This window comes from Bradyrhizobium sp. USDA 4451 (assembly GCF_054822585.1).
The window spans coordinates 1,912,708-1,938,089 of the sequence record NZ_JBTRCH010000001.1 but is presented as its reverse complement, the minus strand read 5'-3'; the positions used below and the strand labels follow the sequence as shown (position 1 = coordinate 1,938,089).

Genomic DNA, 25,382 nt, shown 5'->3' with positions numbered 1-25,382 from the left:
GCCACTTCAAAACAATAAACCCCACCGGAGGACGCCCCCAATGCAGAGCAAAGCTCAGATTGATCAGGTATTGCGGCAGAAGAGCGAGGCAAAGGAGATTCCCGGCGTGGTCGCCGTCGCGGCCACCGGCACGGATGTGATCTACGAAGGCGCGTTCGGCAAGCGCGATCTCGCCAAGAGCGATCCGATGACCGTCGACAGCGTGTTCTGGATCGCCTCGATGACCAAGGCGGTGACATCAGCGGGCGCGATGCAGCTGGTCGAGCAGGGCAAGCTGTCGCTCGACGAGCCGATCGGCAAGCTGTTGCCCGATCTCGCCGCGGTGCAGGTGCTTGACGGTTTCGATGCCAAGGGCGAGCCGCAGCTGCGCCCGGCGAAAAAGCCGATCACGCTGCGCCAGCTGATGACCCACACCGCCGGCTTCGCCTACGACATGTGGGACGTCAATCTCGGCAAATATCTGGAGAAGACCGGCACGCCGGGCATCATCACCTGCCTCAATGCCGCGTTGAAGACGCCGATCATGACCGACCCCGGCACGCGCTGGGAATACGGAACCAATATTGATTTCGTCGGCAAGGCCGTGGAGGCGGCATCCGGCAAGAAGCTCGATGCCTATCTGCGCGACAACATGTTCGCACCGCTCGGCATGAGCGACACCGCCTTCAAGATCTCCGACAACATGCGCAAGCGGCTGGTCGGCATGCATGCGCGCGGCGAGGACGGCACGCTGGCTGCGATCCCGTTCGAGCTCGAGCAGAACCCTGAATTCCACATGGGTGGCGGCGGCCTGTATTCGACCGCGGCCGACTACATCAAGTTCTGCCAGATGATCCTCAACAAGGGCAAGGGCAAGGGCAACCAGGTGCTGAAGGCCGAGACCGTCGCGACGATGGGGCAGAACCACATCGGCGAGCTGACCGTCGAGAAGATGCCGACGGCGGCGCCGATGTACACCAACGACGTCGATCTCTATCCCGACATCGTCAAGAAGTGGGGACTGAGCTTCCTGATCAACACCGCCAAGACGCCGGAAGGCCGCAGCGCCGGCAGTCTGGCCTGGGCGGGCCTTGCCAACACCTATTACTGGATCGATCCGGCACGCGACGTCTGCGGCGTGATCCTGACCCAGCTGTTGCCGTTCGCCGACAAGCACAGCCTGGAAGCCTTCGCGGGCTTCGAGAAGGGCATCTATGCCGGACTCGACGCCGGCAGCGGGCAGCGAGCGGCCTGAGGTTCCAATCAAGCACCGAGAAATCCCTCCCCTCGCGGGAGGGATTTTTCATACCCGCCATAGGTCGGGCCTGTCCCGTCGGCACCAAACGACTAAGATCGCGCAAAAAAGCGCGACGACACGAACACGACCACGAGGAGGACGATCTTGGCACCGATCTTGGCACCCACCCCCAAGGCAGACAGCTATGTCTGCGGTATTTCCGACACGCCGCTGCTCGGCGAAACCATCGGCCACAGCCTCGACCGCGCACGGGCGCGCTGGGGCGATCGCGAGGCGCTGGTGTCGCCGAGCCACAATGTGCGCTGGACCTGGAACGAGTTCGCCGAGCGTGTCGAGGCGGTCGCCGCAGGCTTCCTCGCACTCGGCCTGCAACGCGGTGAGCGGATCGGCATCTGGTCGCTGAACCGGCCGGAATGGACGCTGACGCAATTCGCCGCCGCGAAAGCCGGGCTGATCCTCGTCACCATCAATCCGGCCTATCGCTTGAGCGAGCTCGAATTCGCGCTGCGCAAGGTCGGCTGCGCCGCGATCGTGACCGCGACCGCGTTCAAGACCTCGACCTATATGGAGATGATCAACACGCTGCTACCGGAGCTTGCGAGCGCCACACCCGGCCAGTTGCGATCGGCGCGGCTGCCGCAACTGCGCGCCGTGATCCAGATCGGCGGGCCGGCGGCACCGGGCACGATTCCGTTCGAGCAGGTCGCGCAGATGGGCGGGGACCGCCATCGCGAGCAGCTCGCGGCGCTCGGCGCCAGCCTGCAATTCGACGATCCGGTCAACATCCAATTCACCAGCGGCACCACCGGCTCGCCCAAGGGCGTGACGCTGACCCATCACAACATCCTCAACAACGGCTACTTCACCGGCCGCGCCATGCGTCTGACCGAGCAGGATCGCATCTGCATTCCGGTGCCGCTCTATCACTGCTTCGGCATGGTGATGGGCAACCTCGCGTCGGTCACGCTCGGCACCACCATGGTCTATCCCGGCGAAGGCTTCGATCCGCTGGCGACGCTGACGACGGTCGCGCAGGAGAAATGCACGACGCTGTACGGCGTGCCGACCATGTTTATCGCCGAGCTCGACCATCCGGAATTTTCCCGCTTCGACCTGTCGTCGCTGCGCACCGGCATCATGGCCGGCGCGCCCTGCCCGATCGAGGTGATGAAACGCGTCAACACCGAGATGAACATGGATGAGGTGACGATCGCCTACGGCATGACCGAGACCAGCCCGGTGAGCTTCCAGAGCGCGACCGACGATCCCCTGGAGCGCCGCGTCTCCACGGTCGGCCGCATCCATCCGCATGTCGAGGTCAAGGTCGTCGATCTCGACGGCAAGGTGGTGCCGCGCGGCGAACGCGGCGAGCTCTGCACCCGCGGCTACAGCATCATGCTCGGCTATTGGGACGAAAAGGAGAAGACGTCGGACGTGCTCGACGCCAATGGCTGGATGCACACCGGCGATCTCGCTGTGATCGACGACGAAGGCTATTGCAACATCGTCGGCCGCATCAAGGACATGGTGATCCGCGGCGGCGAGAATCTCTATCCCCGGGAGATCGAGGAATTCCTCTACCGCCATCCGAAGATCCAGGACGTGCAGATCTTCGGCGTCGCCGACAGCCGCTATGGCGAAGAGCTGTGCGCCTGGGTCAGGGTCAGGCAGGGCGAGACGCTGACCGCGGACGAAGTGCGCGCCTTCTGCCAGGGCCAGATCGCCCACAACAAGATCCCGCGCTATGTCGAGTTCGTCGAGGAATTCCCGATGACGGTGACCGGCAAGATCCAGAAATTCGTGATGCGCGACGCGGTCGAGCAGCGGCTCGGATTGAAGGCGGCGAAGACGGCGTGATGCTCTTTCTTCTCCCTCGCCCCGCTCTCTTGTCCGCCGAAGCCCGCCTTCGGGCGAAGGCGGATGCGGGGAGAGGGTCGGGGTAAGGGGCTGCTTCCGCGAGTTGCGACAGGGGTGAGACCTGTACCCCCTCACCCGGAATGCATCTCGCGATGCATTCCGACCTCTCCCGCAAGCGGGGCGAGGTAAGAGGCGGCTAAACCAGCAGCCCCTGCTGCTTCGCCAGCTCCTTCAGCGACACCAGCGGGCGAGCGCCGATGTGCTGGATCACTTCGGCGGCGGCGAGCGCGCCGAGACGGCCGGCGTTTTCGTGGCCGATATTGCGCACCAGGCCGACCAGGAAGCCGGCGGCGAACAGATCGCCGGCACCGGTGGTGTCGACGAGCTTGTCGATCGGCGAGGCCGGTGCCGATGTGACGTCATTCCCCGAGATCACGACGCAGCCCTTCTCGCTGCGGGTGACGACGCCGAGCTTGGTATCCTTGCCGAACTGCTTCAGCGCGGTGTCGAAGTCGGAGGTCTGGTACAGCGAGTGCAGCTCGGATTCGTTGGCGAACACGAGGTCGACGATGCCCTTGCGCATCAGATCGAGGAACTCGTTGCGGTAGCGATCGACGCAGAACGAATCCGACAGCGTCAGCGCAACCTGGCGGCCCGCGCCATGCGCGATCGTGGCCGCCTTCACGAAGGCGTCCTTGGCGTTCTTCGGATCCCAGAGATAGCCCTCGAGATAGATAATGCTGGCGGACGCGATCTGGGCGGGATCGATATCGTCCGGCGTCAGGTCCTGCGCGGCGCCGAGATAGGTGTTCATGGTCCGCTCGCCGTCCGGCGTCACCAGGATGTAGCAGCAGCCGGTGGCCGGGCCGGTCTTGGCCGGCGCGGTGTCGAAGCTGACGCCGGCGGCGCGGATGTCGTGGACGTAGAGCTTGCCGATCTGGTCGTCCTTGACCTTGCCGACATAGGCGGCGCGGGCGCCGAGATTGCCGACGCCGACGATGGTGTTCGCGGCCGAGCCGCCCGACACCTTGGTCGCCACGCCCATGTCGCTGTAGATCGCGCTGGCGCGCGCCTCGTCGATCAGCTGCATCGAACCTTTGGTCATGCCGTGACGGCCGAGGAATCCCTCGTCGGTCTGCACCAGCATGTCGAAGATCGCGTTGCCGATCCCGAGAACGTCATATTTTGCGTCAGCCATAGACCTGCCCTGTGTTAACGCCACCCAACAAGAGCCGCGACCTATCACGTTAGGCCTTGGGGCAGCAAGGGAAGCTCTACTTCCGTCATCCTGAGAGCTTGTGACGGATTCGGCTCCTGCGGAGTTTTTGGCGGCTGTTCGTCGCAGCAATTGGCAGGTTTGAGTTCGAGTTCGGCGATGACCCGTTGTTTAGGCTCTGGAGAGGCGGTTGCCTTGCAGGATGTTGTTGACGAGGGCGTACCAGAGCACGACGGCACGGACCTTTTCGATGCCGCGCACGGTCAATTGCCGCAGGTCCCAATTGCGCCAGCGGGCATGGATGCACTCGCAGATCGACCGGGACCTGTATCGGGCCTTGCCCTCTTCGCTCGCCATTCGCGCACGCCAGGCCAACACCCCCGGACCGTCGCCGCGCCGCGGTAGATAGGGATCGGTACCGTGCTTGGATTGAGTGGGCGGACAAAAGATATCGATGCCCTCGGCATAGGCCCATTCGATGTCCTCGGCACTGCCAAAGCCGCCATCGACGAGATGGTCCTTGGGCAACCCTCCGGGCCGCGCACGCTGCCGCTCCAGCATGGGGCGCATCAGGCCGCGATCGGATCCGATGTTGCAAATTCTGGTGTCGACGACGATCTGCTCCCCGGCCACGCTCGTCACCTGCACGTTGTAGGCGGGGCGGAAGCCGCCGTTCGCCATCTTCATGACCCGTGCATAGGCGTCCGTCGTGGAGGCCCGCGGCTCCTTCGGCGTCTTGCCGTTGCCGCGACTTTCTTCGCGCTCCTTGCGCTGCTGCTTGATCTCGGCGAGCGCCGTCTGCGCCGCCTTCACCCGCGCGCTGCGTTCCCGCGCGGCCCGCTCCTTGGCTGCCCGGGCACGCTTATTGCTGGCGTCCGAGCGTGTGTCGACCTCGCGCTTGAGGTCTTCCACCACGGCCTCAGCCTGCGCCAAATGCTTATCCAGCGTCGCCTCGCGCCGGAACGAGGCCGCCCCGGCGCTGGCCCGGACCCGCATGCCATCCTGCGCCAAGGTCTCCAGATCGACGAGACCGGCCTTTGCCAACGCTGCCAGATGCTCACTGAGCAGTCGGTCAAGCAGATCGGCGTTGCCGACCCGGAAGTCTGCCAGCAGGTGATAGTTCACCGACACCCCGCCGCACAGCCAGCGATAGGCATCGTGGCTCTCGCACAGCCGCTCCAACGCCCGCGCGCTGCCAACGCCTTCGCTGGCGGCATAGAGCCACAGCGCCAGCAAAAGCCGGGGCGAGGTCGCGGGGTGACCGGGACGATCGCCGCGAGCCTTGATCCGGTCCTCCAACTCACTCAGATCAAGCTCTTCGACATAAGACCAAATCAGCCGCACCGGATGGTCTTCCCCGATCAGGCTCTCAATATCAACCGCTCGCAGCGCAATCTGGTCGCGCTGGGGCTCACGCAGCCGCGGAGCGCCGGGCAAGCCCGCTTCGGCTGGTGGCTTCGCCTGCTCCGGCAGGTCCCCAAACAACTCATCGGCAGCCAACATCACCTCCCGCGAATCCATCATCGCCAGAGAATCACACCGCGCCGGCTTTCGGCTATAATGCTCGCTGAAACCCCAAAAAAATCACACCCTCTGAGGAGCGCGGAACGCGCGTCTCGAAGGATGTACGGCCCGGATTGTGGCCGATTCACCCTTCGAGGGCTCGCTGCGCTCGCGCCTCAGGATGACGGGTTTAGTACAGTGCCGCTGGCGACAAGACCTGCGGCTGCTATACAGGCCCGATGTTCCGCTCCTTCCTCACCGTCTCCTCGGGGACGCTGGCCTCGCGACTCCTCGGCTTCGTGCGCGATTCCGTGATCGCGGCACTGCTCGGCGCGGGTCCGGTGGCCGATGCCTTTCTGGCGGCATTCCAGCTTGTGAATGTCGTGCGGCGGCTGTTGGCCGAAGGCGGGCTGAATGCGGCCCTGGTGCCGGCATGGCTCAGGGTTCGCGACGGCGATGGCGAAGCGGCGGCGCGCGCGTTTGCCGGCCGCGTGCTCGGCACCGTCAGCGCCGCCGTGATCGCGGCTGCGCTCGTGATCGGCTTCGCGATGCCGCTGGTGATCGCGGCGATCGCGCCGGGCTTTGTCGGCCGCGACACGCTGCAATTCGCGGCCGACGACGCAAGGCTGATGCTGCCCTATCTCGCCTTCGCCGGCCCGGTCACCGTGATGATGGCGCTGCTCAACGCGCAAGGACGCTTTGCGCTGACCGCGTTCTCTCCGCTGCTGTTCAACATCGCGCTGATCGCTGTGATGGCCGTGCTGCTGGCCCGGCAGCAGGATTCTGTGCAGGCCGCGCTTGTCATGGCCGCGACGATCGGCGTCGCCGGCTTCCTGCAACTGTCGATGCTGGCGCTGCGCGGCGCAAAGCTTGCTTCGCCGCTGCGCGTCTCGTTCGATCCCGAGATGCGCGGCTTTCTCGGCCGCGCGGTCCCCGGCATGGTCGCCAGCAGCGCGCCGCAATGGCTTGTCGTGGCGGGCGCTGTGATCGCGTCGACCTCGCCGTCAGCGGTGTCCTGGCTCTATTTCGCCAACCGCCTGCTCGAGCTGCCGCTCGGCATCGTCGGCGTCGCGATGGGCACGGTACTGATTCCGGAGATGACGCGCGCGGTGCGCAGCGGCGAGCACGCCGCGATCGCGCATGCGGAATCGCGCGGGCTCGAGCTCGCGGTCGGGCTGGCGCTGCCGGCCACGCTCGGCCTGATGGTGCTGAGCACGCCGATCGTGCGGATGCTGTTCGAGCATGGCGCGTTCACCGCGGAGGATACCGCGGCGACCGCGCAGGCGCTGATCTGGCTGACGCTGGCGCTGCCGGCCCATGTGCTGGTGAAGGCGCTGTCGCCGGCATTCTTTGCCCGCGAGGATACGCTGACGCCCTTATTCGCGACGCTGAAGGCCATCGTGGTCGCGATCGCGGCGGCCTTCCTGCTCGGCCATATCTTCGGCGCCAGCGGAATTGCCGCCGGCATTGCGCTCGGCGCCTGGAGCAACGCGCTGACGCTGATCCGCAAGGGCGCCGCGACCTTCGGCTTCTCGATCGATCCCGCGGCGCGCCGGCGGCTGCCGCGCATCCTGGCCGCGGCGCTCGCGATGGGCGCCCTGCTGTGGCTCGCAGAGGGCGCCCTGCCCACCGCAGCACACGGTTTGGTGCAGGCGGCCTCGCTGCTCGTGCTGATCGCGGCCGGCATCGCCGGTTACGGGCTCCTGTTGCAGCTTTTCGGCGTCACCGGGTGGCGCGAGGCGGTTAACGCCGTCAGGCAAAGACGCCCCGCCTGACTTGCGCACGCGCGCCTGACTTGCGCACGCGGAGCTTAAGTGGCAAACGAGCCCGCAAAAGCAGCCTATTTCCGGGAATTAGACCATGGCGTTCGTTGAACGGGTTTTCTCAGGCGTCCAGCCGACGGGCAATCTGCACCTCGGCAACTACCTCGGCGCCATCGTCAACTTCGTGAAGATGCAGCAGACCCATGACTGCATCTATTGCGTCGTCGACATGCACGCGATCACGCAAGGCGTCGATGTCTGGGGCGGCCCGGCCGAGCTCGCGCGGAACACCCGCGAGGTGACCGCGGCCTTCATCGCTGCCGGCATCGATCCAAAGAAGCATATCGTGTTCAACCAGAGCCAGGTTGCCGGCCATGCCGAGCTGACCTGGATATTCAACTGCGTGGCCCGCGTCGGCTGGCTCAGCCGGATGACCCAGTTCAAGGAGAAGGCGGGCAAGGACCGCGAGAACGCTTCCGTCGGTCTCTACGACTATCCGGTGCTGATGGCGGCCGACATCCTGTTGTATCGCGCCACCCACGTGCCGGTCGGCGAGGATCAGAAGCAGCATCTGGAGCTGTCCCGCGACATCGCGCAGAAGTTCAACAACGATTTCGGCGATTCGATCCGCAGCCACGGCTTCAATGAAGGCCTTTATTTCCCGCAGCCGGAGCCGTTCATCACGGGTCCGGCGACGCGGGTGATGAGCCTGCGTGACGGCACCAAGAAGATGTCGAAGTCCGACGCGTCGGACAATTCGCGCATCAACCTCACTGATGACGCCGAGACCATCGCGCAGAAGATCCGCAAGGCGAAGACCGATCCGGAACCGCTGCCGTCGGAGGAAAAGGGCCTGGAGACCCGCCCCGAAGCCGACAACCTGGTCGGCATCTACGCGGCGCTCGCCGAAATCTCCAAGCAGGAGGTGCTCAACCAGTTCGGCGGCGGGCAATTCTCCAGCTTCAAGAATGCGCTGGTCGAGCTTTGCGTCGCGAAGCTGGCGCCGATCGCCGGCGAAATGAAGCGGCTGGTGGCCGATCCCGGCCACGTCGATGCGATCCTGGCCGACGGCGCCAACCGTGCACGGATCATCGCCGACGAGACCATGCGGATGACCAAGGACATCGTCGGCTTCATCCGCCCGCGCTGACACCACCGGCAGACCTGCGCGCTCCCTCTCCCCAACGGCGAGGGAGTATGGCAGCATGGGTCTCGTTTGAGCATGATCTTTTCGGAAGGCCGCTGCGCACTTTTCCGGATCATGCTTGTTGGTTCAGCACCGGGACATGCATGACCACCCAGCGACGCAGCTACGAGCAAGGTCACAAGCCGAAATGCCTCGTCATCGTTGACGACACCGCGGAGTGGGACCGCGCGGTCTACTATGCCAGCCGGTGGGCGATCCGGGTCGGCGGTGGCGTCTTGATGTTGCGGGTGATCGAAACCGAGGACCAGAACCAGCAATGGCTGGGGGTCGCAGACATCATGCGCGCGGAGGCCGAGGAGGCCGCCAACGAGGCGCTCGACCGCGCCGCCGGCCGCGCCAACGGGATCGCCGCCATCACCCCGGAGCGGGTGATTCGGGAGGGCGACCCGACCGAGCAGATCCTCGACGTGATCGACAAGGACGTCGACATCGCCATGCTGGTGCTGGCCGCCAATCCGGGGGCCGAGGGGCCCGGGCCGATCATCACCACCATGGCCAAGACCATGGGCGCGTTCCCGATCCCGGTGACCATTGTGCCGGGCGGCCTGACCGACGCCGAGATCGACGCCCTGTCGTAAGCCTTATCGGCCCCGAAACCGGCGCCAGAGCATGGGTGCGGCCGTGGAACCGCGGTTTTGCAGCTTGATCGCGGGCTTTTTAGTTGCCATTTGAAGGGGGAACCCAACGCGCCGGCCTTGAACCGGCGACGCCGGAGACAGCAAATGTTCATTCAGACCGAAGCCACGCCCAATCCCGCCACCCTGAAATTCATTCCGGGCCGCCTGGTGCTCGACACCGGCACCATGGAATTCTCCTCGGCCGAATCCGCCGCCCGCTCGCCGCTCGCCGAACGGCTGTTCGCCGTGTCCGGCGTCACCGGCGTGTTCTACGGCGCCGACTTCATCACCGTGACCAAGGCGGACGGCGACTGGCAGCATCTCAAGCCCGCGATCCTCGGCGCGATCATGGAGCACTATATGTCCGGCGCGCCGCTGCTCGCCGACGGCACCGTCGGCAGCGATGATGCACGCGACGAGGGCGACGAATTCTTCGACGAGGCCGACGCCGAAACCGTCGAGCAGATCAAGGACCTGATCGAGACCCGCGTGCGTCCGGCGGTCGCCAATGACGGCGGCGACATCACCTTCCGCGGCTTCAAGGACGGCATCGTCTATCTCAACATGAAGGGCTCCTGCGCCGGCTGCCCGTCATCGACCGCCACCCTGCAACACGGCATCCAGAACCTGCTCCGGCACTTCGTGCCCGACGTGCAGGAAGTCCGGCCGATGTAATGGAGGCGAATGGTGGGTAGCGAATGGCGAATGGGGATCCACCCTGATAGTCCATTCGCTATTCGCCACTCGCCATTCGCCCTCCCATGATGATTCTCGCCATCGACACCGCGCTCGACGCCTGCTCCGCGGCGGTGCTCGACACCACCTCCGGCAATACGATCGCGAGCGAATCGCAGCCGATGCCGCGCGGCCATGCCGAAGCGCTGATGCCGCTGATTGCGCGGGTGATGAAAGAGAGCGGCATCGGTTTTGCCGGGCTCGACCGCATCGCGGTCACGACCGGTCCCGGTAGCTTCACCGGCCTGCGCGTCGGCCTCTCTGCGGCGCGCGGCATTGCGCTCGCGGCCGCGAAGCCGATCGTCGGGCTATCGACGCTCGCCGCCTACGCCGCGCCCGTGGTCGCCAAGAATGGCGAGCATGCCATCCTGTCGGCGATCGATGCGCGGCATGACCACGTCTATTTCCAGTTGGTCGGCGGCGACGGCGGCCTGATGCTCAAGCCGAAGGTGGCGCCGATCGCGGAAGCGCTCGAAGCCGCGCAATTCGGCGCGCTGCATCTGGTCGGCAACGCCGCCAACATTCTCGCCGAGCGCTGGCCTGCGGATGCGGCTCCCCCGGTGAAGGTCGACAGGCAACCCGCGCCCGACATTACCTGGGTCGCCTGGGTCGGCGCCGCCGTCGATCCCGAGACCGCGCCGCCGCGGCCGTTCTATCTGCGCGCGCCCGACGCCAAGCCGCCGAAGGATCGCCTCGTCATCAGCGCGCCGCCATCGACATGATCGGCGTTCTGTCGCGATGGTGGGGCGGCGGTCCGCCCGCGGTTGAGCCCGCATCGTTGCGTGACGCGGCGCGGCTCGCGCAACTGCACGGCGCGTCGTTTCATCGCGGCTGGGGCGAAGGCGAATTCGAGGCGATGCTGACCGAGCGCAACACGCTGGTGCACCGGCTGCGGCAGGGCCGCAAGGTGATCGGCTTTGCGGTGTCGCGGATGGCCGCCGACGAAGCCGAAATCCTCTCGATTGCGATCGATTCCAATCAGCGCGGGCGCGGCCTGTCGCGCGACCTGCTGCTGACCCATCTCGGCCATCTTGCCGGCCGCGGCATCCGCACCATCTTCCTCGAAGTGGAAGAGAACAATGCGCCGGCGCGACGGCTCTACGAAAGGGCCGGATTCGGCGTGATCGGCCGCCGTGAACGCTATTACAAGCAGCCGGGCGGGGAACATTTGAACGCGCTTCTGATGCGGCGCGACTTGTCGTAACATCGGCGCGATGGCAGAACAGCGCCCTGCTCTGCCCCTCAAGGCTTGGACCCAAGGCTTGGACCAATGACGACGGTGAAAATCACGCCTGCGCAAAAGAATACCGGCATCGAGGCGCGCTGCGCCGCGACCGGTATGCGCATGACCGAACAGCGCCGCGTGATCGCGCGGGTGCTGGCGGAGGCCATGGATCATCCCGACGTCGAGGAGCTGTACCGCCGCTGCGTCGCGGTCGACGACAAGATCTCGATCTCGACGGTGTATCGCACGGTCAAGCTGTTCGAGGATGCAGGGATCATCGAGCGCCACGACTTCCGCGAGGGCCGCGCCCGCTACGAGCAGATGCCCGAGAGCCATCACGACCATCTGATCAACCTGCGCGACGGCAAGGTGATCGAATTCACCTCCGAGGAAATCGAGAAGCTGCAAGCCGAGATCGCACGCAAGCTCGGCTACAAGCTGGTCGATCACCGGCTCGAGCTGTATTGCGTGCCGCTCGACGACGACAGCAAGCCGTAGGCGCGTGCTGCCCATCATCGCACCATGAGCTTCGATCTCGTCATCTTCGATTGCGACGGCGTGCTTGTCGACAGCGAGGTGATCTCCTGTCGCGCCCATGCGGACACGCTGACGCGGCACGGTTTTCCGATCACACCCGACGGCGTGCTGAAGCGCTTCCTCGGCGTGTCCGACCGCGAGGCGCGGCGGCTCGTGGAGAGCGAGATCGGCCGCGCGCTGCCCGAGACGTTCGAGGCCGAGGTCAAGCACGCGACACTGAGTTTATATAAAGACGATCTCAATGCGATCGCGCATGTCGGCGACGCGATCGCCGCGCTGACCTTGCCGAAATGCGTGGCCTCCAGCGGCACGCCGGAAAAGATCCATCACGGCCTGACCTGCGCCGGGCTATACGACCAGCTGGCGCCGCATATTTTCTCAGCCACCCAGGTCAAGCGCGGCAAGCCGGCGCCCGATCTCTTCCTGTTCGCCGCCGAACAGATGGGCGCGAGCCCTTCGCGCTGCGTCGTGATCGAGGACAGCGTGGCCGGCGTCACCGGCGCCTGCGCCGCCGAAATGACCGTGCTCGGTTTTTACGGCGGCAGCCATTGCACGGCGGAACACGAGGCCATGCTGCGCCAGGCCGGCGCGACCGTGACCTTCGCCGATATGCGTCAATTGCCCGATTTGATCGCCCGGATTGGTGCCACGGCGCTCGCTCGCTGAGCCTCACCCCCGTCATTCCGGGGCGATGCGAAGCATCGAACCCTCAGGTGCGCAATTGCGCACCGAGAATCTCGAGATTCCGGGTCTGGTCCTTCGGACCATCCTGGAATGACACCCAATAAGCTGGATTTTCGCCGGTTTAGGCTATATTTGAGCCCCGGCGCCCGGATGGCGCCGTTTCCATTTTCGCGCTCAGGGTTCCATGACGACGCCGCGCAAGCTGCACATCAAGTCCTATGGCTGCCAGATGAATGTCTACGATGCGCAACGCATGGTCGACACGCTGGCCGGCGAGGGCTTTGTCGAGACCGCGAGCGCCGAAGACGCCGACCTCGTGATCCTCAACACCTGTCACATCCGCGAGAAGGCATCGGAGAAGGTCTATTCCGAACTCGGCCGACTCCGCGTTGCCAAGGAGGAGGCGGCGCGGGCGGGCCGCGAGATGAAGATCGCGGTCGCCGGCTGCGTCGCGCAGGCCGAAGGCGCCGAGATCATCCAGCGGGCGCCGACCGTCGACATCGTGGTCGGGCCGCAGAGCTATCATCATCTCCCGGAGCTGTTGAAGCGCGCCAGGGAAAACGGCCGCGCGCTCGAAACCGAGTTTCCGATCGAGGACAAGTTCGGCTTCCTGCCGCAGCCGAAGCCCGATGCGATCCGTGCCCGCGGCATCTCCGCCTTCGTCACGGTGCAGGAAGGTTGCGACAAGTTCTGCACCTTCTGCGTGGTGCCCTATACACGCGGCGCCGAAGTCTCGCGTCCGGTCGGCAAGATCATCGACGATGTGAAGCAGCTCGCCGACAACGGCGTGCGCGAGTTCACGCTGATCGGACAGAACGTCAACGCCTATCACGGCGAAGGCCCCGACGGCCGCATCTGGTCGCTCGGCAAATTGTTGCAGCGGCTTGCCGCAATTCCCGGCGTCATCCGGCTGCGTTATTCCACCAGCCATCCGCGCGATGTGAATGACGATTTGATCGCGGCGCACCGCGACCTGCCCGGACTGATGCCGTTCGTGCACCTGCCGGTGCAGTCGGGGTCGGACCGGATCCTTGCCGCCATGAACCGCAAGCATACCGCCGATGACTACCGGCGCGTCATCGACCGGTTCCGGGCTGCACGGCAAGACATTGCTTTTTCATCAGATTTTATCGTGGGCTTCCCCGGAGAGAGCGCGGAAGAATTTTCCGCCACTCTCGCGCTTGTCACGCAAATCGGGTACGCTGCGGCATATTCATTCAAGTATTCGCCACGGCCGGGCACGCCGGCGGCGGAGATGCGGGAGACGGTGTCAGCAGCCGAGATGGACGAGCGCTTGGGGCGGCTTCAGGAATTGATCGACAGCCAGCAATCGGCCTTCAACCGGGCTGCGATTGGCACAACGGTCGATGTGCTGTTCGAGCGCGCGGCGCGCAATCCGGGCCAGATCGTCGGCCGCACCGCCTATCTGCAGCCCGCCCATGTGATGGCCTCGCCTGACATTATCGGCCAGGTCCGCTCGGTGCGGATCGACAGCCTCGAGCGCTACAGCCTGATCGGCGAGCTTGCGACGCCGGCAGCACCCGGCCTCATTTCGCAGACCATTGGAGCCTGAAATCCTTGCCAAAAAGCGCATCGGATTCGTCTTCGCTCGCTCCCAGCCGCAAACCTGACCGCGACATGCAAATGCCACCTGAGACCCGGCCCCCTGAAACTCAGGTCGTTATCGATTTCGACGACAACCGTGCCGCATCCGCGCTGGTCGGCCCCTACGGACAGAATCTCGCGCTGATCGAGCGCCGGCTTGGCGTCGTGGTCGATTCCCGCGGCAATCATCTCACCATCGCAGGCTCCCGCGACGGCTGCGACGCGGCGCGGCGCGTGCTCGAGACGCTCTATGCGCAGGCCGTCGAGGGACACGACCTCGATCAGGGCGAAGTCGAGGGCGCGATCCGCGCCGTGATCGCGCAGGGCTCGCTGTTCGAGTTCGACAACAAGACGGCGAAGCCGACCTTCGAGACTATCAATCTGCGCAAGCGTCCGGTGCGCGCCCGCACCGCGGCGCAGGATTCCTACATCCGCGCGCTGAAGCGGCACGAGCTGGTGTTCGGCATCGGCCCGGCCGGTACCGGCAAGACCTGGCTCGCGGTCGCCCATGCCGCGCAGCTGTTCGAGCGCAAGGAGGTCGATCGCATCATCCTGACGCGGCCCGCGGTCGAGGCCGGCGAGCGGCTCGGCTTCCTGCCCGGCGACCTCAAGGAGAAGGTCGATCCGTATCTGCGCCCGATCTATGATGCCCTGTATGATCTGATGGATGCCCGCGTCGTCGAGCGCGCGCTGCAGGGCAACGAGATCGAGATCGCGCCGCTCGCCTTCATGCGCGGCCGCACCTTGACCAATGCCGCCATCATCCTTGACGAGGCGCAGAACACCACGACGATGCAGATGAAGATGTTCCTGACGCGTCTCGGCGAGAACAGCCGGATGATCGTCACCGGCGACCCGTCGCAGGTCGACCTGCCGCATGGCCAGGCTTCCGGACTCACGGAAGCCGTGAAGCTGCTCGACGGAGTCGAGGGCATCGCGCAGGTGCATTTCAAGGCCGAAGACGTCATCCGCCACGAATTGGTGGCGCGCATCGTGGCCGCCTATGAGGGATTGCCGCAAAAGCCGGCAAACGCCAGATCTTGAGCCCAATAGCTTCGGCCGCGAGCCCGCACGACGGGGGTTCCGGCCATAACGCAGATTTTGAAACCAACGTGTCTGCTTTTCCTGCAACCGAGGTTCTCGTCACCGCCGAATGCTGGCAGGCAGAGCCCGAAGCCGACGCGGTGATTCACCGCGCCATCGAGGCTGCCGCCGAGATCGCCGACGCCGATGTCGCCGGCGCCGAGCTTGCGGTGATGCTGACCGACGATGCCAGCATCCGCACCCTGAACGCCAACTGGCGCAGCATCGACAAGCCGACCAACGTGTTGTCGTTCCCGGCCTTGCAGCCGGAGGGGCCCGGCGGCCCCGACGATGCCCCGCGCATGCTCGGCGATATCGCGATCGCCTATCAGACGACGCGGCGGGAGGCCGATGAGGAACAGAAACCGTTCGACCATCATTTGAGCCATCTCGCGGTGCATGGCTTCCTGCACCTGATCGGTTACGACCACGAGAACGACGACGATGCCGAGGACATGGAGGCGCTCGAGCGCGAGATCCTGTCCTCCCTCGGCATTCCCGACCCCTATGCGGATCGGACCGCCTGACATGCCGGACTCCGAACCGACCCACGACAATCCGCGCAACGTGAGCAACCTGCCCGCGGTGGTGCATGAGGGCGAGCTGCAGCGCCCGGCGGCCGAGGGCTGGCTGGTTCGCGCGATCCGCACCCTGTTCGGCTGGAAGGCCGGCTCGGTGCGCGACGATCTGCAGGTGGTGCTCGACGCCTCGACGCCCGACGACGTCGGCTTCTCGGCGATCGAGCGCACCATGCTGCGCAACATCCTGTCGCTGAACGAGCGGCGGATCGCCGACGTCATGGTGCACCGCGCCGACATTGTCGCGGTCAAGCGTGACATCCCGCTCGGCGAATTGATGAGCCTGTTCGAGAGCGCGGCGCACTCGCGGCTGGTCGTCTACAACGAAACCCTCGACGACCCCGAGGGCATGGTGCACATCCGCGACCTGCTCGCTTTCATGACCGCGAAGGCGCGCGTCACCGAAGCGACCAAGACCAAGCGCAAGAAGCCTTTTCCCGCGGGCCTCGACCTGCGCAGCGTCGATCTCGCGCTGCCGCTGGCGGACGCCAACATCATCCGCAAGCTGCTCTACATCCCGCCATCGATGCGCGCGATCGACCTGCTGGCGCAGATGCAGGCCTCGCGCATCCATCTCGCGCTGGTGGTCGACGAATATGGCGGGACCGACGGGCTGGTCTCGATCGAGGACATTGTCGAGCAGATCGTCGGCGAGATCGACGACGAGCACGATTCCGACGAGCCGCCGTCGATCGTCCGCCAGCCCGACAACTCCTTCATCGCCGACGCGCGCGCAAGCCTGGACGATGTCCGTTCTGTAATCGGCGAGGATTTCGTGATCGGCGAGGCCGGCGAGGAGGTCGAGACGCTGGGCGGCTATCTGGTGTCGTTCGTCGGCCGCCTGCCGGTGCGCGGCGAGGTGATCTCGGGGCCCGGCAATTACGAGGTCGAGGTGCTCGACGCCGATCCGCGGCGGGTCAAGCGCGTCCGCATCACGACGCGCAAGGAGCGGCCGGCGCCGCGCAAGGAACGCGAACGGCGCCGCGAGCAGGCCCCCGACTCCGGAAACCCGCAGGCGAATGACAACATGCCGCCGCCCGGCGAGGGAGCCGGACCGCAGTGAGGCTCTCCGACCGGCTCCGATCGATCGGCCTTGCCGTCATCCTGACCTGGGGATGGAAGCGCGCCGTGCTCGCGCTCGCGGCCGGTGCGCTGTCCTCGCTGGCGATGGCGCCGTTCAATGCCTGGCCGTTGCTGTTCCTGACCTTTTCCATCGCGGTCTGGCTGATCGACGGCAGCGCCGCCGGGCGCTGGCGCGGACTGCCCGCCGCGGCGCTGTGCGGCTTCTGGTTCGGCCTCGGCTATTTCGTGCCGGGACTGTACTGGATCGGCTATGCCTTCTTCGTCGACGCCGACACGTTCGCCTGGCTGACGCCGTTCGCGGTGCTCGGCCTGCCGGCCTATCTCGCGCTGTTCACCGCGTTCGGCTTCGCACTGGCGCGGCTGATCTGGCCGCGTGACGCCTCGCGCGTGCTGGCGCTGGCGGTCAGCCTGACGATTTCGGAATGGCTGCGTGGCCATCTCTTGAGCGGCTTCCCGTGGAATGCGTTCGGCTATGCGCTGACCGAACCGCTGGCGCTGGCACAGACCGCGTCGCTGATCGGACTGTGGGGAATGACGTTCCTGACTGTCGCGATCTTCGCAAGCCCGGCCGTGCTGATCGACGGCGCCTCGCGCGGCCGCAAGCCATGGCGTGCGCCGGCCGCCGCGGCGCTGGTTCTCGTCGCGATGCTGGGGTTCGGCACAGTCCGGCTGGCGCGAGAGCCGACCACCATGGTCGACGGCGTCAAGCTCCGCATCATGCAGCCCGATCTGCAGCAGGATGCCAAGTTCAACTACTCCGCCAAGGCGGCGGTGATGCAGAAATATCTCACATTGTCGGATCGTGCGTCCGGGCCGCACGCCACCGGCGTGAGCGATTCCACCATCCTGATCTGGCCGGAATCCGCGTTTCCGTTCTTCCTGACCAAGGAAGCCGACGCGATGGCGCAGATCGCCGACCTCTTGCCGAAGGGAACCGTGCTGATCACCGGCTCGGTGCGCGCGCCCGATCTGCCGCCCAATGTCCGCATCACACGAGCATATAATTCCATCTACGTCATCGACCACGACGGCAGTGTGCTCGCGGTCTACGACAAGCTTCACCTTGTCCCCTTTGGAGAATATCTGCCGTTCCAGGACTGGATGGAGAAGATTGGCTTCGTGCAGCTCACCAAGGTGCAGGGCGGCTACATTCCCGGGACGATCCGCCGGACGCTCGACATTCCCAATGCGCCGCGCGCACTGCCTTTGATCTGCTACGAGGCGATCTTCCCCGGCAATGTCGTGAGCCGCGACGATCGTCCCGGCTGGATCGTCAACGTCACCAATGACGGCTGGTTCGGGATCTCGACCGGCCCCTATCAGCATCTGCAACAGGCCCGGATGCGCTCGATCGAGGAAGGCCTGCCGCTGGTGCGCGCCGCAAATACAGGCATCTCGGCCATCGTCGACCCGCTCGGCCGGATCGTCGCGCAACTCGGGCTCGGCATCGAAGGGGTGCTCGACGCCGGCCTGCCGGCGGCCATCGCGCCGACGATCTATGCGCGTGTCGGCAACGTCCCCGCCGCTGTAATTGTGTTGGTTGCCCTCGCAATCGTATTGCGAAGGCGTTTTGTCAGGCGAAAAGCCTGACCGCTGCATATCGCCGGTTGTCGCGAACCCGAAAAAACGTCGAAATTTACCTCTGCGCGATTCCACTAGTTGACAGATCGACCGTGCACTTCGCATTGTACGGGTCCACGCGAAATCACAAGCCAAGTCAGCCCCTTTGCGCAAATTGTCCGCATTTTGTCCCGATCCTCCTTGCAGGATTTGACGGCACCGGCGCCTGAGGCATACTCCCCTTCCAACTTGCCTCATCCACGGGCGCGCAATCCCCTAGGAGAGTTGGAGATGTCCACCAAAGCGCCCAATCCTGTTGACAAATATGTCGGCAGCCGCGTCCGCATGCGACGCATCATGCTCGGCATGAGCCAGGAAAAACTGGGCGAGGCGTTAGGCCTGACGTTCCAGCAGGTGCAGAAATACGAGAAGGGGACCAACCGTGTCGGCGCCAGCCGGCTGCAGCAGATCTCCGAGATCCTGCAAGTGCCGGTCTCCTTCCTGTTCGACGGCGGCCCGAGCGGCGTCAAGACCGCCGACGGCTTCGGCGAGGGCTCCTCGCCGACCTACGTCTCGGATTTTCTGGCGACCGCCGAAGGCCTGGCCCTGACTCGCGCCTTCACGCGGATCGCGGACGCCAAGCTCCGCCGCAGCATCGTCGAACTGGTCGAGCAGATCGCGGCGCGCGAGGCCGCCGAACAGGTCTGATTCGGCCCCATATCCGTTTGAGCGATCGCCAAATCTGGCATATGTCATTCCGGCGCGCGCTAATTTGCGATGAGGCAGGTTAAGGCGTCATCGCGCTTAGCTCCCTGTTTGAGCATGATCTTTTCGGAAAACCGCTTTAGCGCTTTTCCGGATCAGGCGTCAGCGCGTGTGCTGAATGACAAGGCGAATTCACAGGCCAAATTCACAGGCGACGACAACAGCATGTCCAGCAACCCGTTCGAAACCGCCGACATCCTCGACGGCATCCGCCGCTGGGTCGAGATCGAGTCTCCGACCGAGCGGCCGGATCAGGTCAATAAGCTGGCCGATCTCGTCGCGGCCGGTTATCGCGACCTGCCGGCCACGGTCGAGCGCATTGCGGGACGCGATGGCTGCGGCGATCATCTGGTCGCGCGCTCGTCCTGGGGGCAGGACGCGCCGGGCATTCTGGTGTTGAGCCATCTCGACACAGTCCATCCGATGGGATTCATCGAACGGTTACCATTCAGGATCGAAGGCGACAGCGCGTTCGGTCCGGGCATCTACGACATGAAGGGCGGCGCCTACCTCGCCTATCATGCGTTCCGGCAGATCTGCGCCGAAGATGCGCGCCCGCCGCTCGGCATCACCCAGCTCTACGTCTCGGACGAGGAGATCGGCAGCCCGACCTCGCGGGCGCTGATCGAGGCCGAGGGCCGCAAGGCCAAATACGTGCTGGTGACCGAGCCCGCGCGCGACGGCGGCAAGATCGTCACCGGGCGCAAGGGCGTGGCGCGCTTCGACGTCAACATCACGGGCGCGCCGGCACATGCCGGCACGCGCCCCGAGGACGGCCGCAGCGCGATACGGGAACTCGGCCATGTGATCCTGGCACTGGAGGCGATGAACGACCTCAAGCGCGGCATCACCGTCAATGTCGGCGTGGTCCGCGGCGGCACCAAGCCGAATGTGATCGCCGAAGAGGCCTATGCGGAAGTCGATCTGCGCGTGCCGACCATGGCCGACGCCGACGAGCTGGTGCCGAAGATCCTCGGGATCACCTCACGCACCGAGGGCGTCACCGTGAAGGTGACGGGCGAACTGAACCGTCCGCCCTATGAGAAAAGCAATGCCGGCGCCGCACTTTACGAACACGCCAAGGGGCTTGCCGCCGAACTCGGCTTCGAGCTGATCGACGTCTTCACCGGCGGCGGTTCCGACGGCAATTTCACCGCGCCGCACACCGCGACTCTCGACGGCCTCGGGGTCGACGGCAAAGGTGCGCACACCCATTATGAGCAGCTCTACGTCTCGTCGATCGCGCCGCGCGCGCGGCTGCTGCACCGACTCTATCAGACGCTGCGATGACCCCGGCTCCGAACGACACCGACGATCGCGAGTCCCCTGATGACGGCGCGGCGGCTCATTCGCGCGGCTCGTTCTTCGGGCGGCGCAAGGGCCACAAGCTGCGCCCGCACCAGGCCGACCTGATCGACACGCTGCTGCCGCATCTGTCGGTCGACATCTCGATGCCGGCGCCGGAGACGCTGACGGAATTATTCGATGACGGCATCGAGGCTGTCCGGCTCGAGATCGGCTTCGGCGGCGGCGAGCATTTGATCGCGGAGGCACAGGCATTTCCGGCGACCGGCTTCATCGGCTGCGAGCCCTATGTCAACGGGATGGCGAAGATCCTGACCCAGATCGAGGCGCACAATCTCGGCAACATCCGCCTGTTCGCGGGCGATGCGGCCGAGCTCTTGGCCTGGGCGCCAGCACGTTCGCTTGCGCGCATCGACCTGATCCATCCCGACCCGTGGCCGAAGCGGCGGCACTGGAAGCGGCGCTTCGTACAGGATGCGACGGTCGCTGCGATGACACGATTGCTGCCGCCGGGCGGCGAATTCCGCTTCGTCAGCGACATCGACGATTACTGCGCCTGGACGCTCGCGCATCTGATGCGCGCGCCCGACTTCACCTGGCTCGCCGAGCGCGCGATCGACTGGCTTGAGCCGTGGCCGCACTACACCATGACGCGCTACGGCGCCAAGGCCGAGCGCGAAGGACGCAAGGCGGCGTATTTGAGATTCAAGCGCTTGCCTTGATGCCGTCATTCCCGGGCGTGCGAAGCACGAGGGCGGAATCCATTGGGCCACATTGTTCGAGGATAAATGGATTCCGGACTCTCGCTACGCGAGCCGCGCTCACGCTGTAGCCGCACAATCCGTGAATTGTGATCCGTCATGCTGAGGAGGCCGCAAAGCGGCCGTCTCGAAGGGTCGACGGCCACCAGCACGGCCGTGCATCCTTCGAGACGCGCCTGCGGCGCTCCTCAGGATGACGGGTTTAAATGCTGACGATTGAACTACCGCGACTTCCAGAACTCCACGACGCGCTGCGCGGTTGACGGCATCAGGCGCGTGAAATTCACCCGCGCGCCTTCGATATCGGCCGGCGACGGCACGCGGTTTGGCCCGAGCCGCATCAGGATCAGGGCACGCACGGTCGGCCATTCGAAGCCGATCGTCTTGCTGGCGATCAGGATCGGATCGTAGCGGTCGCCGGAGATCAGGCGATCGAGCGTGACGATCTTCACACTGGTCATCGCGGCGATGGCCGCGACGCATTCCTCGTATTTGAAGGCCTTCGCGAAGCCTGCCACCGCCGCCTCGTTCAATCCGCCGGCGCGATGCAGCGCCAGGATCGTGCGCTGCGCAGCCGCGAAATCGCGGCCCTCGACCTGCGCGACGCCGCCCTCGATCTCGCTCAGCGCCAGCTTGATTTCGGCCTGTCGTTCCGGCTTGGCGACGATATGCAGGCGGCGGCGGATCACGTCGATCGAGCCCGCCAGCAGGCCCTTCAGATGCTCGGGCGGCAGGTCGTCACGGCGGCCGATCCGCAGGGTCAGCACGCCGTCCTGGCTGGCGCGGCGCACCATGGTCGCAAAGGAGACGTCGGAGAACGCAGCGCCGGCATTGCCTGCCGCGCATCGGATCACATCGCGGTCGCCGCGACGGACTAGCACGTCGGTCAGCGCGCTCGAAAGCTTCGACCGCTCGGCCATCGCAAGCAGATGGCCCTGACCCTTGGCATTGGCGATCTCGACCAGCACCTTGTCGTCGATCACCGGCGAGCGGCGCAGCACCGGCCCTGCGACTGCGACCTCGTCCTCGCGGGCGAGTTGCCCGACCAGACGCCGCGGCGCATTGGCGAGCGGTGCGAGCCGTTCGGCAAGATCGATCCGCGCCGCAAGCTCGGCATGCGGCACCAGGCTGGTCAGCACCCCGTCGAACAGGTCGATATGATCGGGACGGAAGCTTTGGGCGCCCTGCAGGAACAGCTCGCCGAGCCGCCGCGCGGCATCGGCACGGCGCTTGGGGTCGCCGCGACGGACGATGTCGTCGAGTTCCGGGATCAGCGCAGGGGCTGTCGTCATGGGCCTTGTCCAACCGGCGACTTCTGCCGATTTTCGGCAATCTATGACCCCGTTCGTAAACGGAGGGTTAGATCGTATCGAGCCCCGGGAAGCCGCAAAATCGCGTTCGGCGGAGCCGGGAGGCCTTGCCGGAGCCCGGCAAAAGAGCTATATCCAGCGCAACTTATGGTATCTCATACGATCGCGTAGGAGAGTGGGCCCCCCGGGACCCGCTCTTTTTTATTACCTGACGGGACCCAGCGAGGCCGGGTCCGGTTTGGGTAGCGTTAGCGGCCCCTTAAGGCCACCTGAACAACACAACAGACCTCAGCAGACTTAGACCTAGCAGCCTTTAAGCCTAGACAGCCTTTGACACTGGATATGACCGATCCGACTGCGACGCCCGTGGACACCGAATTGCTCGCCGAGCCGCGCCTCGTCGTCGAGCCCGGGGTCGCGGCGCGCGTCGCTGCGGTCGCCGTCCCGGTGTTGCAGGGCATGGGCTATCGCCTGGTGCGCATCAAGGTCTCGGGCGACGCCGGCTGCACCGTGCAGATCATGGCGGAACGGCCGGACGGCTCGATGCAGCTCGAGGATTGCGAGGCGATCTCGCGCGCGCTGTCGCCGGTGCTCGACGTCGCCGATCCGATCGAGCGCGCCTACCGGCTGGAAATTTCGTCGCCCGGCATCGACCGCCCGCTGGTGCGCCGCTCCGACTTCGAGCGCTACACCGGCCATCTCGTGAAGATCGAGATGGCGGTGCCGCATCAGGGCCGCAAGCGGTTCCGCGGCCTGCTCGCCGGCGTCGAAGACAACGCAGTGCGTATCAGGCGTGACGATCCCCGTCCCACCGAGGACGCCGAGGTCTTGCTGGTGATGGAAGACATCTCGGACGCGCGGCTGGTGCTGACCGACGAGCTGATCGCGGAATCGATGCGCCGCGGCAAGGCCGCAGAGCGCGAGCTGCGCCGCGAGCTCGGGCTGGCGCCGCCGCAACCGGCCCACGCCAGGAACAGCGATCCTGCGAAGAGCCAAAAGCCGAAACCCAGGTCCGATCACAAGTCCGATCACAAGCCCGGCAAGAAGCCGGCACCGACCAACACCAAAAAGCACCGCCTGGCCGCCGAGCGCGCGCGCCGTGGCGAGATCGATCCATTCGAAGGAGACTAAGCCATGGCAGTCAGCGCCAACAAACTCGAACTGCTGCAGATCGCAGACGCAGTTGCGCGCGAAAAGTCGATCGACCGCTCCATCGTGATCGCGGCGATGGAAGACGCCATCGCCAAGGCGGCGCGTGCCCGCTACGGCAGCGAGACCGACGTCCATGCCGAGATCGACGCCAAGAAGGGCGAGCTGCGGCTGACCCGCCACATGCTGGTGGTCGATGTCGTCGAGAACTCGTCGAACCAGATTTCGCTGCACGATGCGCAGCGCGCCAATCCCGGCGCCCAGGTCGGCGACACCATCGCCGACACGCTGCCGCCGCTGGAATACGGCCGCATCGCCGCGCAGTCCGCCAAGCAGGTGATCGTGCAGAAGGTGCGCGAGGCCGAGCGCGACCGGCAGTACCAGGAATTCAAGGACCGCATCGGCGACATCGTCAACGGCATCGTCAAGCGCGTCGAATATGGCAGCGTGATCGTCGACCTCGGCCGCGGCGAGGCGATCGTGCGCCGCGACGAGATGCTGCCGCGCGAAGTGTTCCGCAACGGCGACCGCGTCCGCGCCTATATCTTCGACGTCCGCCGCGAGACCCGCGGTCCGCAGATCTTCCTGTCGCGCACCCATCCGCAGTTCATGGCGAAGCTGTTCGCGCAGGAAGTGCCGGAAATCTATGACGGCATCGTCGAGATCAAGGCGGTCGCCCGCGATCCCGGCTCGCGCGCCAAGATCGGCGTGATCTCGCGCGATTCCTCGGTCGATCCGGTCGGCGCCTGCGTCGGCATGCGCGGCTCGCGCGTGCAGGCCGTGGTCAACGAGCTGCAGGGCGAGAAGATCGACATCATTCCGTGGTCGCCCGACATCGCGACCTTCGTCGTCAACGCGCTGGCGCCGGCCGAAGTCGCCAAGGTCGTGATCGACGAAGAGCGCGAGCGCATCGAGGTCGTGGTTCCCGACACCAACAACCAGCTGTCGCTGGCGATCGGCCGCCGCGGCCAGAACGTCCGCCTCGCTTCGCAGCTGACCGGCTGGGACATCGACATCCTGACCGAGCAGGAGGAATCGGAGCGCCGCCAGGCCGACTTCGAGAACTCGACCCGCGTGTTCATGGAAGCGCTCAATGTCGACGAAGTGGTCGGCCAGCTGCTCGCCTCCGAAGGCTTCACCTCGGTCGAGGAACTCGCGCTGGTCGACGTCAAGGAACTCGCCGGCATCGAGGGTTTCGACGAGGAGACCGCCAACGAGCTGCAGACCCGCGCCCGCGAGTACCTGGAACAGCTCGAGGCCGAACTGGAAGCCAAGCGCAAGGAACTCGGCGTCGAGGACGCCATGAAGGACGTGCCCGGCATCACCGGCAAGATGCTGGTCAAGCTCGGCGAGAACGACGTGAAGACCGTCGAAGACCTCGCCGGCTGCGCCACCGACGATCTGGTCGGCTGGACCGAGCGCAAGGAAGGCGGCGAGCCGACCAAGCATGCCGGGTTCCTCGACGGCATCGAGATCTCGCGCGACGAGGCCGAGGCGATGATCATGCAGGCCCGCCTGAAGGCCGGCTGGATCACCGAGGCCGACCTCGCCAAGCCGGCCGAAGAGGCCGACGCCGCCGAAGCTGAAACAGCGGCCTCGTAA

Annotated in this window: 23 protein-coding genes; 20 read left to right on the top strand and 3 right to left on the bottom strand. The window is 65.5% G+C overall.

Features of this window, described 5'->3' with window-relative positions; genetic code table 11:
• Nucleotides 1–40 precede the first annotated feature (40 nt).
• Nucleotides 41–1,234 carry a serine hydrolase domain-containing protein gene (locus ACVMB0_RS08930; protein ID WP_461345962.1) on the top strand — a complete coding sequence of 398 codons (1,194 nt, stop codon included), beginning with the start codon at nt 41–43 and terminating at the stop codon, nt 1,232–1,234.
• Between the two features lie 156 nt (nt 1,235–1,390).
• On the top strand, nt 1,391–3,094 hold the full coding sequence (locus tag ACVMB0_RS08925; RefSeq protein ID WP_461349623.1) for an AMP-binding protein: 1,704 nt from the start codon (nt 1,391–1,393) through the stop codon (nt 3,092–3,094).
• Nucleotides 3,095–3,290: 196 nt separating this feature from the next.
• Here the strand turns inward: ACVMB0_RS08925 and ACVMB0_RS08920 are convergent, their stop codons facing one another.
• The gene (locus ACVMB0_RS08920; RefSeq protein WP_461345961.1) at nt 3,291–4,292 is read right to left on the bottom strand and encodes an adenosine kinase; all 1,002 of its coding nucleotides are present in this window, start codon (nt 4,290–4,292) and stop codon (nt 3,291–3,293) included.
• Nucleotides 4,293–4,481: 189 nt separating this feature from the next.
• Complete coding sequence (locus ACVMB0_RS08915; protein ID WP_456756372.1) at nt 4,482–5,813, bottom strand: IS1182 family transposase; 1,332 nt, start codon at nt 5,811–5,813, stop codon at nt 4,482–4,484.
• 239 nt (nt 5,814–6,052) lie between these two features.
• On the opposite strand from ACVMB0_RS08915, the gene murJ reads away from it, so the two are divergent.
• The 16 genes from murJ (at nt 6,053) to trmB (ending at nt 21,282) form a co-directional block, all read left to right on the top strand.
• Nucleotides 6,053–7,588, top strand: coding sequence for a murein biosynthesis integral membrane protein MurJ (gene murJ, locus ACVMB0_RS08910; protein ID WP_456751152.1), 1,536 nt, complete (start codon nt 6,053–6,055; stop codon nt 7,586–7,588).
• Between the two features lie 85 nt (nt 7,589–7,673).
• The gene (gene trpS / locus ACVMB0_RS08905) at nt 7,674–8,726 is read left to right on the top strand and encodes a tryptophan--tRNA ligase (protein ID WP_456751153.1); all 1,053 of its coding nucleotides are present in this window, start codon (nt 7,674–7,676) and stop codon (nt 8,724–8,726) included.
• Nucleotides 8,727–8,866: 140 nt separating this feature from the next.
• Nucleotides 8,867–9,361 (top strand): universal stress protein, encoded by a 495-nt coding sequence (locus tag ACVMB0_RS08900; protein WP_456751154.1) that lies wholly within the window; start codon nt 8,867–8,869, stop codon nt 9,359–9,361.
• Nucleotides 9,362–9,505: 144 nt separating this feature from the next.
• Complete coding sequence (locus tag ACVMB0_RS08895) at nt 9,506–10,075, top strand: NifU family protein (RefSeq protein WP_456751155.1); 570 nt, start codon at nt 9,506–9,508, stop codon at nt 10,073–10,075.
• Nucleotides 10,076–10,161: 86 nt separating this feature from the next.
• Complete coding sequence (gene tsaB, locus ACVMB0_RS08890; protein ID WP_456751156.1) at nt 10,162–10,857, top strand: tRNA (adenosine(37)-N6)-threonylcarbamoyltransferase complex dimerization subunit type 1 TsaB; 696 nt, start codon at nt 10,162–10,164, stop codon at nt 10,855–10,857.
• Nucleotides 10,854–11,339 carry a ribosomal protein S18-alanine N-acetyltransferase gene (rimI, locus tag ACVMB0_RS08885; protein WP_456751157.1) on the top strand — a complete coding sequence of 162 codons (486 nt, stop codon included), beginning with the start codon at nt 10,854–10,856 and terminating at the stop codon, nt 11,337–11,339. Before tsaB ends, rimI begins: the two co-directional genes overlap by 4 nt.
• Nucleotides 11,340–11,405: 66 nt before the next feature.
• Nucleotides 11,406–11,858 carry a Fur family transcriptional regulator gene (locus ACVMB0_RS08880; protein WP_456751158.1) on the top strand — a complete coding sequence of 151 codons (453 nt, stop codon included), beginning with the start codon at nt 11,406–11,408 and terminating at the stop codon, nt 11,856–11,858.
• Between the two features lie 24 nt (nt 11,859–11,882).
• Nucleotides 11,883–12,563, top strand: coding sequence for an HAD family hydrolase (locus ACVMB0_RS08875; RefSeq protein ID WP_461345960.1), 681 nt, complete (start codon nt 11,883–11,885; stop codon nt 12,561–12,563).
• Nucleotides 12,564–12,765: 202 nt separating this feature from the next.
• A complete protein-coding gene (gene miaB / locus ACVMB0_RS08870) occupies nt 12,766–14,154 on the top strand; it encodes a tRNA (N6-isopentenyl adenosine(37)-C2)-methylthiotransferase MiaB (RefSeq protein ID WP_461345959.1) in 1,389 nt (462 codons plus the stop codon).
• A gap of 5 nt (nt 14,155–14,159) precedes the next feature.
• The gene (locus ACVMB0_RS08865) at nt 14,160–15,230 is read left to right on the top strand and encodes a PhoH family protein (protein ID WP_077231173.1); all 1,071 of its coding nucleotides are present in this window, start codon (nt 14,160–14,162) and stop codon (nt 15,228–15,230) included.
• Nucleotides 15,231–15,298: 68 nt separating this feature from the next.
• Nucleotides 15,299–15,796 (top strand): rRNA maturation RNase YbeY, encoded by a 498-nt coding sequence (gene ybeY, locus ACVMB0_RS08860; protein WP_461345958.1) that lies wholly within the window; start codon nt 15,299–15,301, stop codon nt 15,794–15,796.
• Nucleotide 15,797: 1 nt separating this feature from the next.
• Nucleotides 15,798–16,910, top strand: a complete 1,113-nt coding sequence (locus tag ACVMB0_RS08855) for a hemolysin family protein (protein WP_461345957.1) — start codon at nt 15,798–15,800, stop codon at nt 16,908–16,910.
• Nucleotides 16,907–18,520 carry an apolipoprotein N-acyltransferase gene (gene lnt / locus ACVMB0_RS08850; RefSeq protein WP_461345956.1) on the top strand — a complete coding sequence of 538 codons (1,614 nt, stop codon included), beginning with the start codon at nt 16,907–16,909 and terminating at the stop codon, nt 18,518–18,520. Before ACVMB0_RS08855 ends, lnt begins: the two co-directional genes overlap by 4 nt.
• Before the next feature lie 261 nt (nt 18,521–18,781).
• Nucleotides 18,782–19,198 carry a helix-turn-helix domain-containing protein gene (locus ACVMB0_RS08845; RefSeq protein ID WP_106321615.1) on the top strand — a complete coding sequence of 139 codons (417 nt, stop codon included), beginning with the start codon at nt 18,782–18,784 and terminating at the stop codon, nt 19,196–19,198.
• Nucleotides 19,199–19,420: 222 nt separating this feature from the next.
• Nucleotides 19,421–20,545: a M20 family metallopeptidase gene (locus ACVMB0_RS08840; RefSeq protein ID WP_461345955.1), complete on the top strand. Its 1,125-nt coding sequence runs from the start codon at nt 19,421–19,423 to the stop codon at nt 20,543–20,545.
• Nucleotides 20,542–21,282, top strand: a complete 741-nt coding sequence (gene trmB, locus ACVMB0_RS08835; protein ID WP_461345954.1) for a tRNA (guanosine(46)-N7)-methyltransferase TrmB — start codon at nt 20,542–20,544, stop codon at nt 21,280–21,282. The genes ACVMB0_RS08840 and trmB overlap by 4 nt, the downstream gene beginning before the upstream one ends.
• 260 nt (nt 21,283–21,542) lie before the next feature.
• Here trmB and ACVMB0_RS08830 read toward each other — a convergent pair whose 3' ends face one another.
• Nucleotides 21,543–22,613 carry a DUF2336 domain-containing protein gene (locus ACVMB0_RS08830; protein WP_461345953.1) on the bottom strand — a complete coding sequence of 357 codons (1,071 nt, stop codon included), beginning with the start codon at nt 22,611–22,613 and terminating at the stop codon, nt 21,543–21,545.
• A gap of 360 nt (nt 22,614–22,973) precedes the next feature.
• Between ACVMB0_RS08830 and rimP the strand changes: the two genes are divergently transcribed.
• Both rimP and nusA read left to right on the top strand, forming a co-directional pair.
• A complete protein-coding gene (gene rimP / locus ACVMB0_RS08825; protein WP_456751170.1) occupies nt 22,974–23,762 on the top strand; it encodes a ribosome maturation factor RimP in 789 nt (262 codons plus the stop codon).
• 3 nt (nt 23,763–23,765) lie between these two features.
• A complete protein-coding gene (nusA, locus tag ACVMB0_RS08820; RefSeq protein WP_461345952.1) occupies nt 23,766–25,382 on the top strand; it encodes a transcription termination factor NusA in 1,617 nt (538 codons plus the stop codon).